Raw genomic sequence first — 11,705 nt, 5'->3', positions numbered from 1 at the left:
CATGAACGGGAACCCCGCGATGCTTCAGGTCTTCGGCCACAAATCCCCCGACACCGATTCCACCGCCTCGGCCATCGTCTGGGCCTGGTATCTGTCCGAGATGCGCGAGACCCCCGCCACCCCCCGCGTTCTGGGCACCCCCAACACCGAAGCGATGTTCGTTCTGGGCCATTGGGGCGTCGAGGTGCCCGCCCTTCTGGACACCCTCGCCCCCGGCGAGGAGGTGGTGATCGTGGACACCAACAACCCCGCCGAACTGCCCGACACCATCGCCGACGCGGCCATCGTCCAGATCATCGACCACCACCTGCTGGTCGGTGGGCTGACCACCAAGGGCCCGATCGACATCACCATCCGCCCGCTGGCCTGCACCGCCACCATCATGCACGACCTGATGGGCAGCGCGGTGGACAAGGCCCCCCGTCACATCAAGGGGCTGATGCTGTCCTGCATCCTGTCGGACACGCTGGAATTCCGCAGCCCCACCACCACGCCCCATGACCGCGCCGTGGCCGAGGCGCTGGCCCACGACCTGCGCGTGGACATCGCCGATTTCGCGGCCGAGATGTTCGCCGCGAAATCCGACGTCTCGGCCTTTTCCGAAGCGGCCCTGCTGACAATGGACAGCAAGGAATACACCGTGGACGGGACGGAGTTGCGGGTGTCGGTTCTGGAAACCACCAGCCCCGCCCAGATCCTGTCGCGCAAGGACGCGCTGATCGCCGCGATGCCCGAGGTCGCGGCCGCCGACGGCGCGCATCAGGTGCTGCTGTTCGTGGTGGACATCCTGCGCGAGGAGGCGACGCTGCTCGTGCCGAACGATCTGGTCAAACGCATCGCCGAACGCAGCTTCGGGGTGACGGTCGCGGGCGACACGGTGGTGCTTCCGGGCGTCATGAGCCGCAAGAAGCAGATCATTCCGGTTCTGGCGCTCTGATGGCACGCATCGTTCAATCCCTGGCCGATCTGGGCCAATACCGCGCGCTGTTCTGCGACATCTGGGGCTGCCTGCATGACGGCGTGGCCCCCTTTCCCGACGCGGTGACGGCGCTTCAGACCTTCCGTCGCGCGGGCGGGACGGTGATCCTCGTCACCAACTCCCCCCGCCCCAAACGGTCGGTGGTGGAACAGATCGACGCCATGGGCGTGCCGCGCGATGCGTGGGACGATGTCGCCACCTCGGGCGATGCGGCGCAGTTCGCGATGCTGACCGGGGCCGTGGGCCGCCGCGTGCACCATGTCGGCGCCCCCAAGGACGAGGGGTTCTTTTCCGACCTTTCCGCCGATCTGTCCGCCCTTGCCGCGCAGCAGCCCGCCGTGGAACGGGTGCCCCTGAAAGAGGCCGAGGGCATCGTCTGCACCGGCCTGTTCGACGATCTGACCGACACGCTGGCCGATTACGACGGCCTTCTGGCGGATGCCAAGGCGCGCGATCTGCCGCTGTTGTGCGCCAACCCGGATATCGAGGTGGATATCGGCCACCAGCGCGTTCTGTGCGCGGGGGCCATCGCGCAGGCCTATGACCGGATCGGGGGGCGCAGCATCTATCTCGGCAAGCCCCATCGCCCGATCTATGATCTGGCGCGGCGCAAGCGGGCGACCATCGCCCCCGACCTGACCGATGCCGACACGCTGTGCGTGGGCGACGGCATCCTGACCGATGTGCAGGGCGGCGTGAGCGAAGGGATCGATTCGCTGTTCATCACCTCGGGCCTTGCGGCCAAGCATTTCGGCGACGACACCGCCAATCCCGATGCGACGTTGCTGGAAAAATGGCTGATCGAACAGACGCTGGAGCCGACCTTCGCCATCGGCCACCTGCGCTGACGCCTTGAAACCCGCGCCCCCCTGCGCGATAGGGGGACGTGGGGCCAACGGGACCGGATGATGGACATTTTCACCAACTGGCGTGACCTGCCCGCCCCTGCGCGCGGCGCCTCGGTCGCGATGGGCAACTTCGACGGCGTGCACCGCGGCCATCAGGCGGTGATCGATCTGGCGCGGGGGAACGGGCCCCTTGGCATCGTGACGTTCGAACCCCATCCCCGCGAATATTTCACCCCCCTCCAGCCCCCCTTCCGCCTGATGAATGCCGAAGCGCGGCGCAACCGCCTGGCGAAGCTGGGGGTGGAACGGCTTTATGAATTGCCCTTTGCCGAACAGCTGGCCACCCTGCGCCCCGCCGATTTCGTGCGCGAGGTTCTGGTTGAAGGCCTGGGCATCCGCCACGTGGTGGTGGGCCGCGATTTCGCCTTCGGCCGCGACCGCGCCGGCACCTGCGAGACGCTGATCTCCCTTGGGGCGGAGCATGATTTCGATGTCACGCTGGCCGATCTGGTGGGTCACGACGGGGACGAGATCTCCTCCACCGCCATCCGCGCCGCCCTGACCGACGGCGACCCGCGCCGCGCCGCCGCGATGCTGGGCCATTGGCACCGGATCGAGGGCGAGGTTCTGCACGGGGAAAAGCGCGGGCGGGATCTGGGCTATCCCACTGCCAACATGGCCCTGTCGCGCCTGCACCGCCCGCGCTTTGGCGTCTATGCCGTGCGGGTGGATGTGCTGACCGGGCCGCATCGCGGCACCTATGACGGCGCCGCCAGCCTTGGCGTGCGCCCGATGTTCGACGGAGAGGCGCCGAACCTTGAAACCTTCCTGTTCGATTTCACCGGCGATCTTTACGGCGCGCATCTGTCGGTCGCGCTGATCGACTGGCTGCGCCCCGAGATGACGTTCGACGGCCTGCCCGCCCTGATCGCGCAGATGGACGACGATTGCGCCCGCGCCCGCGCCCTTCTGTCCGCGCTTTGACTTTTCCCTTCCGCACCCCCACCTGAAGGCCATGATGCGCGATCGTTTCTGGGATACCGTCCCCCTGTCGAAGATGACCCCCCAGGAATGGGAGGCGCTGTGCGACGGCTGCGGCAAATGCTGCCTGAACAAGATCGAGTTCGAGGACACGAACGAGATCGCCTTCACCCGGCTGGCCTGCAAGCTTCTGGATGGGGAGACGTGCCTCTGTTCCAGCTATGCCAATCGCCACGATTTCGTGCCCGACTGCGTGCAACTGACGCCGAAGAAACTGCCCGAGATCGCCTATTGGCTGCCGCGCACCTGCGCGTATCGCCTGTTGCATCAGGGCGATCCGCTGCCCGAATGGCATCACCTGCTGACGGGGGACCGCAACTCCATCCACCGTGCCGGCGCGTCGGTGCAAGGCTGGACTGTGCCGGAGTTTCAGGTATCCGAAGAAGACTGGGAAGATTACCTGATCGAGGAGACGCCGTAACATGTTCTTCAGCTCCGACAACGCCTCCTGCGTCCCGCCCGAGGTGATGGATGCGCTGATGCGCGCCAATTCCGGGGCCGAGATGCCGTATGGCCATGACACGATCATGGATCAGGTCCGCCACACCGTGCGCGAGGTGTTCGAGGCGCCCGAGGCGGCGGTCTATCTGGTGGCGACGGGCACGGCGGCGAACTCGTTGTCCTTGGCCTGTCTGTGCCCGCCCTGGGGGGCCGCCCTGTGCCACAGCACCGCCCATGTGCAGATGGACGAAGGCAATGCCCCCGAATTCTTCATGGATGGCGGCAAGCTGGTTCTGGTCCCCGGCGCGGACGGCCGGATGGACCCCGACGCCCTGCGCGCAACGCTGGGCCGGATGACGCCGGCGTCGATTCACAACGCCCTGCCCGCCGCCCTGACACTGACCAACACGACCGAGCTTGGCACCGTCTATTCCCCCGACCAGATCGCCGAGCTGACGGCCATCGCCCGCGCGGCGGATCTGGGGGTGCATCTGGACGGCGCGCGGTTCGCCAACGCGCTGGTCGCCACCAACGCCTCCCCCGCCGACATGACGTGGAAGGCGGGGGTCGACATCGTCACGCTGGGCGGCACCAAGAATGGGCTTCTTGGGGTCGAGGCGGTGATCCTGTTCGATCCCGCGCGCGCGACCGAGTTCGAACGGCGACGCAAGCGGGGTGGGCATCTGTTTTCCAAGCACCGCTATCTTTCGGCGCAGATGCTGGCCTATTTGCAGGACGGGCTGTGGCTGCGTCTGGCCCGGCAGGCGAACGCCGCCGCGCAGCGTCTGGCCCGTGGGATCGAGAGCATTCCCGGCGGACGGCTGATCCATCCGTGCGAGGCGAACATCGTCTTCGCCGATGTCCCCGAGGCGGCGCATACCCGCGCCCGGGCGGCAGGGGCGTCCTACTACCTCAACAAGACCGTGGATCATCCGTTGGGGGCGCGTCTGGTGACATCCTGGAACACCACGGACGCGGATGTGGATCGGTTTCTGGGCCACCTTCGCGGATAAACTGTGCGAAACCGGCTTCCGACATTTGCCTTGGGGGCCGGGGGTGCTATGCGTCACGCGTCGATTCCGCTGCCAAGGATAGCCCGCATGCCCGCTTTGACCGAGCCGAAACTGATTTCCGGCACCGCCAACATGACCCTTGCCAAGGGCATCGCCCGCCGTATGGCGGTGCATCGCGGCATGGCCGTCAGCCTTGTCGACGCGCGGGTGGAGCGGTTCAACGATCAGGAAATCTTCGTCGAAGTCTATGAGAATGTCCGGGGCGAGGACATGTTCGTCATCCAGCCGACCTCGAACCCCGCCAATGACAACCTGATGGAACTGCTGATCATCACCGACGCGCTGCGCCGGTCGTCGGCAGACCGGATCACCGCCGTCATCCCCTATTTCGGCTATGCCCGTCAGGACCGCCGCGCCAAGGCCCGCACGCCCATTTCCGCCAAGCTGGTCGCGAACCTGCTGGTGGAGGCGGGGGTGGACCGCATCCTGACGCTGGACCTGCACGCGACGCAGATCCAGGGGTTCTTCGACATTCCGGTGGACAACCTCTATTCCGCGCCGATCTTCGCGCTGGACATCGAACACACCTTCCGCGGCCGCTTGAACGACGTGATGGTGGTCTCGCCCGACGTGGGCGGCGTCGCCCGCGCGCGAGAGATTGCCAAGCGGATCAACGCCCCCCTCGCCATCGTCGACAAGCGGCGTGAAAAGGCGGGCGAAGTGGCGGAGATGACGGTGATCGGCGACGTGCAGGGCAAGACCTGCATCATCGTGGACGACATCTGCGACACCGCAGGCACGCTGTGCAAGGCGGCCGAGGTGCTGACCGAGAACGGCGCGACCGAGGTGCATTCCTATATCACCCACGGCGTCCTGTCCGGTCCGGCGGTGGAACGGGTGTCGAAATCGGTCATGAAATCGCTGGTCATCACCGATTCGATCGAGCCGACGGAGGCGGTGAAGGCCTGCCCCAACATCCGCATCGTGCCCACCGCGCCGATGTTCGCCCAGGCCATCCTGAACACGTGGAACGGCACCTCCGTATCCTCACTGTTCGAGACGGACACGCTGGTTCCGATCTACGAAGGCCTCTACAACCGCTGAGCGGTCATTCGACGTCCCAGTCGCTGTCCGACATCACCGCGCCGATGGCTGTCCAATCGGCGCGGACCCGGGCCACCCGCGTGTCCGACCAGGTGCGAAACACCAGATCGAAGCCGTCGCGCCCGACATTCTCGGCCTGAATGTCGCCGCGCGCCGGGGTATCGGGCCCCAGATCCCACATGCCCATCCCCACCATGATCGTCGGGGGCGCCAGAAACGCCGCGTCGAACTGGATGCGGTGGCGGCGTTCCCGCGGACCAAGGCCGGTCCACATCTCCCCCCCATCCGCGAAATCCGAAAAGAGCAGCTTCGACCCTTGGGCAATGGCGATCGTGGACGGGGACGTGATGTATTTCATGGGCCGCATATCTGTTGTTCGCCGCAGACTAGCAGGTCACAGCCCAAGAAAAAGGCCCATCGCAACGCGCGACGGGCCTTTTGAATACAATCTTAGCGGGAATCTCAGTGACCGGCGGCCGCACGAAGCGCGATCATGTCGCTGACCTTCTTTTCCGCCGCCGCCCGATCCTCGGGCAAGGCCACTTCGGCCAGGCTGCGCGCCTCGGCCACCAGTTCGTCAAAGACCGTGGCCGTGGCTTCCTCCACCGGGATGGCGTTTTCCGCCAACACCGACAGGGACGGTCCGGTCGCCTCGGCAAAGCCGCCGGTCACGGCATAGGTCAGATGACCCTGCGGACCGATGGCCTTCAGGATGCCGGGGCGCAGGCTGGTGATGAGGGGGGCATGCCCCGCCATCACCGTCATGTCGCCTTCGGCCCCCGGGATCTGAACCTCGGTCGCGGCGACCGAAGCCAGGCTCCGCTCGGGCGAGACGAGATCGAATTGAAGGGTATCGGCCATGGTATCCCCTTACGCCGCAGCCTTGGCGAGCTTCTCGGCCTTGGCTTTCACTTCCTCGATCCCGCCGACCATGTAGAAGGCCGCTTCCGGCAGGTGATCGTATTCACCGGCCACAACCGCCTTGAAGGACGAGATGGTGTCTTCCAGCGGAACCTGCTTGCCGTCGGCGCCGGTGAAGACCTTTGCCACGTCGAACGGCTGCGACAGGAAGCGCTGGATCTTCCGGGCGCGGGCCACGGTCAGCTTGTCCTCCTCGGACAGTTCGTCCATGCCGAGGATGGCGATGATGTCCTGCAGCGACTTGTAACGTTGCAGGATGCCCTGCACGTCACGCGCCACCTTGTAATGCTCCTCGCCCAAGATCTGCGGGTCCATCAGGCGCGACGAGCTGTCGAGCGGGTCGACCGCCGGATAGATGCCCAGTTCCGAGATCGCACGCGACAGAACCGTCCGCGCGTCAAGGTGCGCGAAGGTCGTGGCGGGTGCCGGGTCGGTAAGGTCGTCCGCCGGAACATAGACGGCCTGGATCGAGGTGATCGAGCCGTTCTTGGTCGAGGTGATGCGTTCCTGCATCGCGCCCATGTCGGTCGCCAGCGTCGGCTGATACCCCACGGCGGACGGGATACGACCCAGCAGAGCCGACACTTCGGACCCGGCCTGCGTGAAGCGGAAGATGTTGTCCACGAAGAACAGAACGTCCGAGCCCGACGAATCGCGGAACTGTTCGGCCAGCGTGAGGCCGGTCAGCGCGATGCGCGCGCGGGCGCCCGGAGGCTCGTTCATCTGGCCGTACACCAGCGCCACCTTCGATTCCGCCAGATTGTCGGGCTTGATGACGCCCGATTCGATCATCTCGTGGTAAAGGTCGTTGCCCTCACGGGTCCGCTCCCCCACCCCGGCAAACACGGAATAGCCCGAGTGCACCTTGGCGATGTTGTTGATCAATTCCATGATCAGAACCGTCTTGCCCACGCCCGCGCCGCCGAACAGACCGACCTTGCCGCCTTTGGCATAGGGGGCCAGAAGGTCGATGACCTTGATGCCGGTGACGAGGATTTCCGAGGTCGTCGCCTGCTGGTCGAATTCCGGGGCGGGCTGGTGGATCGCACGGGATTCGCCGGCATCCACGGGGCCCGCTTCGTCGATCGGTTCGCCGATGACGTTCAGGATGCGGCCCAGCGTCGCGTCGCCCACCGGCACCGTGATCGGGGCGCCCGTATCGGTCACGGCCGCGCCGCGCACCAGACCTTCGGTCGCGTCCATCGCGATGGCCCGAACGGTGTTTTCGCCCAGATGCTGCGCCGTTTCCAGAACCAGCGTCTTGCCGTTGTTGTCCGTCGTCAGCGCGTTCAGAATCGCGGGCAGCGGCCCTTCGAACTGCACGTCCACGACGGCGCCGATGACCTGGGTCACCTTGCCTTGTGCTGCTTGTGCCATGTCGTTTCTCCGTTCGGGGATCAGAGCGCCTCGGCGCCCGAAATGATTTCGATAAGCTCTTTGGTGATCGCGGCCTGGCGGGTCCGGTTGTACTCGATCGTCAGGTCGTTGATCATGTCGCCCGCGTTGCGGGTCGCATTGTCCATCGCGCTCATCCGCGCGCCCTGTTCGGACGCGGCATTCTCAAGCAGCGCCGTGAAGATCTGCGTCGCCACACCACGGGGCAGAAGGTCGGCCAGAATGCCTTCCTCGGACGGTTCGTAATCGTAGGCCGGACGCTCGGACCCCGCCGTGGACGCCTCGAACACCGCCGGGATCACCTGCTGCGCCGTCGGCACCTGGCTGATGACCGACTGAAAGCGGGCATAGAAGATCGTCGCCACGTCGAACTCGCCCTCGTCGAAGCGGGACAGGATGTCGCGCGCGATCCCTTGGGCGTTGACGTAACCGATGCGCTTGGCCTCGCTCAGGTCGACATGGCCGACGAACAGGTTGGCGTAATCGCGACGAAGCTGGTCGCGGCCCTTGCGGCCCACGGTCAGGATCTTCACGGTCTTGCCCGCGGCCAGCAGTTCCTGGATCTGCACCCGCGCCTTGCGCACGATGGAGGAGTTGAAGGCCCCGCACAGGCCGCGTTCCGCCGTCATCACGACCAGAAGATGCGTCTGCGACTTGCCCGTCCCGCCCAGAAGACGGGGGGCCCCGTCACCCTGGACCGAGCCGGCCAGCCCCGCCATCACGTCGTTCATCCGGTCGGCATAGGGGCGCGCCGCCTCCGCCGCGTCCTGCGCCCGGCGCAGCTTCGCGGCGGCGACCATCTGCATCGCCTTCGTGATCTTCCGCGTGTTCTTGACGCTTCCGATCCGGTTCTTAAGGTCCTTAAGGCTGGGCATGTGTTATCTCCCTGCCCCGCCCTCAGGCGAAGTCTTTGGCAAAAGCGTCCAAGGCCGCGCGAATCTTCTCTTCCAGCTCGCCCTTCACCTTGCGGTCGTTCTGGGTGATGTCGTCCAGAAGATCCTTCCGGTCGGTGCGCAGATACTGCAGCAGACCTTCCTCGAACCGACCCACGTCCTTGACGGCGATCTTGTCGAGGTAGCCCTTGATGCCTGCAAAGATGACGCAGACGATCTCGGCATTGGTCAGCGGCGCGTATTGCGGCTGCTTCATCAGCTCGGTCAGGCGCGCGCCACGGTTCAGAAGCTGTTGCGTCGCCGCATCCAGATCCGAGCCGAACTGCGCGAAGGCCGCCATTTCGCGATACTGCGCCAGCTCCAGCTTCACCGAGCCCGCGACCGACTTCATCGCGTCCGTCTGGGCCGAGGAGCCCACGCGCGACACCGACAGACCGGTGTTCACGGCCGGGCGGATGCCCTGATAGAACAGCTCCGTCTCAAGGAAGATCTGACCGTCGGTGATGGAGATCACGTTGGTCGGAATGAAGGCCGACACGTCGCCGCCCTGCGTTTCGATGATCGGCAGCGCCGTCAGCGAGCCCGAACCGAAATCGCTGTTCAGCTTGGCCGAACGCTCCAGCAGGCGGGAGTGGAGGTAGAACACGTCGCCCGGATAGGCTTCGCGGCCCGGCGGACGGCGCAGCAGCAGCGACATCTGACGATAGGACACGGCCTGTTTGGACAGGTCATCATAGATGATCAGCGCGTGACGACCGTTGTCGCGGAAGTATTCCGCCATCGCGGTCGCGGCATAGGGGGCCAGATACTGCATCGGCGCGGGGTCCGAGGCGGTGGCGGCGACGACCATCGAATAGGCCATGGCGCCGGTTTCTTCCAGCTTCTTCACCAGCTGCGCCACGGTGGACCGCTTCTGCCCGATCGCGACATAGACGCAATAGAGCTTCTTCGATTCGTCCGACCCGGCCGCCTCGTTGTAGGATTTCTGGTTCAGGATCGTGTCGAGCGCGATCGCGGTCTTGCCCGTCTGACGGTCGCCGATGATCAGCTCGCGCTGGCCACGGCCCACCGGGATCATCGCGTCCACGGACTTGATGCCGGTCGCCATCGGTTCGTGCACGCCCTTGCGCGGGATGATGCCCGGGGCCTTCACGTCGGCCACGCGACGCTCGGTCGCGGCGATCGGACCCTTGCCGTCCAGCGGGTTGCCCAGACCGTCCACGACGCGACCCAGAAGGGCATCGCCCACCGGCACGTCCACGATGGACTGCGTGCGCTTGACCGTGTCGCCTTCCTTGATGCCGCGGTCGTCGCCGAAGATCACGACGCCGACATTGTCGGTTTCAAGGTTCAGCGCCATCCCGCGGATGCCGCCGGGGAATTCGACCATCTCGCCAGCCTGAACGCTGTCGAGGCCATAGACGCGGGCAATCCCGTCGCCGACCGACAGGACGCGACCGACTTCGGCCACTTCGGCATCCTGACCGAAGTTCTTGATCTGCTCTTTAAGGATCGCAGAGATCTCAGCAGCCTGGATTGCCATTATCCAACCTCTTTCATGGTATTCTGGAGAGCCGCGAGCTTCGAGCGGACCGACGTGTCGATCATGGTCGAGCCGAGCTTGACGACGAGACCGCCGATCAGCGCTTCGTCGACGGCGGTTTTCAATTTCACTTCACGTCCGGCCTTGGCCTTCAGCGTTTCCGACAGTTTCGCGGCCTGATCCGGGGTCAGGGCGGTGGCCGAGGTGACCTCGGCCGTCACTTCGCCCCGATCCTCGGCGATCAGGTCGCGCAGGGCCTGGATCACGCGCGGCAGGGTGAACAGACGCCGCTTCTGCGCCATCACCGCCAGCGTGTTCGTCACCAGATCCGACAGGCCCATCTTGCGCGCCAGCGCCGTGATGCCCGCCTCCTGCTCGGCCCGCGTCCGCAGGGGCGAGGCGATGAAGTCGCGCAGATCGGCGCTGCCCTCCAGGGCGGCGTCCAGCGCATCCAGATCGGATTCCAGCGACGGGATGGCGGCGGCGTCTTTCGCCAGTTCGAACACGGCCGTCGCGTAGCGTGTCGCGATGCCAGAGGAAATCGAGGCTGGTTCAGACACGTCGACCCTTTCAAGACTTGGTCCGGCGGCAAGAGGTGGGCCGCCATCAATGCGCACAAATGCGCCCATCCGGCACATTCGCAATTCGGCGTTCGTTTATCAGAGCCTGCGACATGCCGCAACTGTGAAGCCGTAGCCTGTGGCGGGTTTCCCACGGCCTTTTTGCCGCACCCCCGACAGATCCCGGCCCGCGGTCCCTATCCGCGCGGGCTGGGCAGGGCGGGTGGCTGGGCCACACCTTCCAGTGCGCGCAAGGGGCGGGCCACGGCGGCCTTCAGCCCCGGCTTGCGCGGGGCATAGACCTGCTTGGACACCTCCACCATCACCACGCCCCCCGCAAGCCACGGGGCCAGACGACGCCCCGCGCGCTCCCACACGCCCGCCGTGCGCAGCCAGAACCGCTTGTGCGACGGCGGCGCGAACAGGGCCGAATACGCCCCTTCGGGCACGAAGGAATGCCGTCGCAACTGCGCCTCAAGTTGATTGGCGGAATAGGGGCGGCCGAATCCGAAGGGCGTCCGTTCGGTGCGCGCCCACAACCCCGACCGCGCCGGCACGATGAACAGCGCCCGTCCCCCTGGCCCCAGCACCCGCCAGCACTCCTCCAAGAGGTCGGCCTGATGGTCCGACGGCTCCAGCCCATGCAGCAGCACCAGCTTGTCCACCATGCCCGTTTCGATCGGCCAGGACGTCTCTTCGGTCAGGACCGACACGTTTTCCATTCCCGCGGGCCAGGGCATCACGCCCTGCGCGCCCGGCATCAGACCGATCACCCGCCGCGCCGTCCCCAGATAGGGGCGCAGAAGCGGGACCGCGAATCCGAAGCCCACCACGGTCTGCCCCTTCGCCTCGGGCCAGAGACCCATGACCCGGTCGCGGATGCCGCGCTGCGCCACCCGCCCCAACTGCGTGCGATAGTAGAAATTGCGAAGATCCAGAACATCAAGATACATGGACACCAAATGCA

The 11,705-nt window shown here is 65.8% G+C and carries 13 protein-coding genes; 6 read left to right on the top strand and 7 right to left on the bottom strand.

From position 1 onward, the window contains the following. The first annotated feature begins 19 nt into the window (after positions 1-19). The 6 genes from MU449_RS02580 (at position 20) to MU449_RS02555 (ending at position 5,426) form a co-directional block, all read left to right on the top strand. Positions 20-937, top strand: a complete 918-nt coding sequence (locus MU449_RS02580) for a manganese-dependent inorganic pyrophosphatase (protein WP_244736449.1) — start codon at positions 20-22, stop codon at positions 935-937. After that, positions 937-1,827 carry a TIGR01459 family HAD-type hydrolase gene (locus MU449_RS02575; protein ID WP_244736448.1) on the top strand — a complete coding sequence of 297 codons (891 nt, stop codon included), beginning with the start codon at positions 937-939 and terminating at the stop codon, positions 1,825-1,827. Before MU449_RS02580 ends, MU449_RS02575 begins: the two co-directional genes overlap by 1 nt. A 60-nt stretch (positions 1,828-1,887) precedes the next feature. Further along, a complete protein-coding gene (locus tag MU449_RS02570; RefSeq protein WP_244738931.1) occupies positions 1,888-2,811 on the top strand; it encodes a bifunctional riboflavin kinase/FAD synthetase in 924 nt (307 codons plus the stop codon). Positions 2,812-2,845: 34 nt separating this feature from the next. Next, positions 2,846-3,289 carry a YcgN family cysteine cluster protein gene (locus MU449_RS02565; RefSeq protein WP_244738930.1) on the top strand — a complete coding sequence of 148 codons (444 nt, stop codon included), beginning with the start codon at positions 2,846-2,848 and terminating at the stop codon, positions 3,287-3,289. Between the two features lies 1 nt (position 3,290). Beyond that, positions 3,291-4,322, top strand: coding sequence for a threonine aldolase family protein (locus MU449_RS02560; protein WP_244736447.1), 1,032 nt, complete (start codon positions 3,291-3,293; stop codon positions 4,320-4,322). An 87-nt stretch (positions 4,323-4,409) separates the two neighbouring features. Continuing rightward, positions 4,410-5,426: a ribose-phosphate pyrophosphokinase gene (locus tag MU449_RS02555; RefSeq protein WP_244736445.1), complete on the top strand. Its 1,017-nt coding sequence runs from the start codon at positions 4,410-4,412 to the stop codon at positions 5,424-5,426. A gap of 4 nt (positions 5,427-5,430) precedes the next feature. Here MU449_RS02555 and MU449_RS02550 read toward each other — a convergent pair whose 3' ends face one another. From MU449_RS02550 to MU449_RS02520, 7 genes are all read right to left on the bottom strand, one after another. Further along, positions 5,431-5,784 carry an H-type lectin domain-containing protein gene (locus MU449_RS02550; RefSeq protein WP_244736444.1) on the bottom strand — a complete coding sequence of 118 codons (354 nt, stop codon included), beginning with the start codon at positions 5,782-5,784 and terminating at the stop codon, positions 5,431-5,433. Between the two features lie 104 nt (positions 5,785-5,888). After that, positions 5,889-6,287 (bottom strand): F0F1 ATP synthase subunit epsilon, encoded by a 399-nt coding sequence (locus tag MU449_RS02545; protein ID WP_244736443.1) that lies wholly within the window; start codon positions 6,285-6,287, stop codon positions 5,889-5,891. Between the two features lie 9 nt (positions 6,288-6,296). Then, positions 6,297-7,724, bottom strand: coding sequence for a F0F1 ATP synthase subunit beta (atpD, locus tag MU449_RS02540; protein WP_244736442.1), 1,428 nt, complete (start codon positions 7,722-7,724; stop codon positions 6,297-6,299). A gap of 20 nt (positions 7,725-7,744) precedes the next feature. Beyond that, a complete protein-coding gene (locus MU449_RS02535) occupies positions 7,745-8,617 on the bottom strand; it encodes a F0F1 ATP synthase subunit gamma (protein ID WP_244736441.1) in 873 nt (290 codons plus the stop codon). A 22-nt stretch (positions 8,618-8,639) separates the two neighbouring features. Continuing rightward, entirely contained in the window at positions 8,640-10,178 is a 1,539-nt protein-coding gene (gene atpA, locus MU449_RS02530) for a F0F1 ATP synthase subunit alpha (RefSeq protein ID WP_244736440.1), read from the bottom strand. After that, positions 10,178-10,738: a F0F1 ATP synthase subunit delta gene (locus MU449_RS02525; protein ID WP_244736438.1), complete on the bottom strand. Its 561-nt coding sequence runs from the start codon at positions 10,736-10,738 to the stop codon at positions 10,178-10,180. Before MU449_RS02525 ends, atpA begins: the two co-directional genes overlap by 1 nt. A gap of 197 nt (positions 10,739-10,935) precedes the next feature. Further along, complete coding sequence (locus MU449_RS02520) at positions 10,936-11,691, bottom strand: hypothetical protein (protein WP_244736437.1); 756 nt, start codon at positions 11,689-11,691, stop codon at positions 10,936-10,938. Between the last annotated feature and the right edge of the window lie 14 nt (positions 11,692-11,705).

Source organism: Falsirhodobacter halotolerans, from assembly GCF_022899245.1.
In the GTDB taxonomy this organism is placed as follows: Bacteria; Pseudomonadota; Alphaproteobacteria; order Rhodobacterales; family Rhodobacteraceae; genus Falsirhodobacter; species Falsirhodobacter halotolerans.
Note: the sequence above shows the minus strand (reverse complement) of the source record. Positions and strands in the feature narration are given on the sequence as shown.

Excerpts from the sequence above, each read along its gene's own strand:
- MU449_RS02580 (WP_244736449.1), top strand. The coding sequence starts at position 20 with ATGCTTCAGGTCTTCGGCCACAAATCCCCCGACACCGATTCCACCGCC.
- MU449_RS02575 (WP_244736448.1), top strand. The coding sequence starts at position 937 with ATGGCACGCATCGTTCAATCCCTGGCCGATCTGGGCCAATACCGCGCG.
- MU449_RS02570 (WP_244738931.1), top strand. The coding sequence starts at position 1,888 with ATGGACATTTTCACCAACTGGCGTGACCTGCCCGCCCCTGCGCGCGGC.
- MU449_RS02565 (WP_244738930.1), top strand. The coding sequence starts at position 2,846 with ATGCGCGATCGTTTCTGGGATACCGTCCCCCTGTCGAAGATGACCCCC.
- MU449_RS02560 (WP_244736447.1), top strand. The coding sequence starts at position 3,291 with ATGTTCTTCAGCTCCGACAACGCCTCCTGCGTCCCGCCCGAGGTGATG.
- MU449_RS02555 (WP_244736445.1), top strand. The coding sequence starts at position 4,410 with ATGCCCGCTTTGACCGAGCCGAAACTGATTTCCGGCACCGCCAACATG.
- MU449_RS02550 (WP_244736444.1), bottom strand. The coding sequence starts at position 5,784 with ATGAAATACATCACGTCCCCGTCCACGATCGCCATTGCCCAAGGGTCG.
- MU449_RS02545 (WP_244736443.1), bottom strand. The coding sequence starts at position 6,287 with ATGGCCGATACCCTTCAATTCGATCTCGTCTCGCCCGAGCGGAGCCTG.
- atpD (WP_244736442.1), bottom strand. The coding sequence starts at position 7,724 with ATGGCACAAGCAGCACAAGGCAAGGTGACCCAGGTCATCGGCGCCGTC.
- MU449_RS02535 (WP_244736441.1), bottom strand. The coding sequence starts at position 8,617 with ATGCCCAGCCTTAAGGACCTTAAGAACCGGATCGGAAGCGTCAAGAAC.
- atpA (WP_244736440.1), bottom strand. The coding sequence starts at position 10,178 with ATGGCAATCCAGGCTGCTGAGATCTCTGCGATCCTTAAAGAGCAGATC.
- MU449_RS02520 (WP_244736437.1), bottom strand. The coding sequence starts at position 11,691 with ATGTATCTTGATGTTCTGGATCTTCGCAATTTCTACTATCGCACGCAG.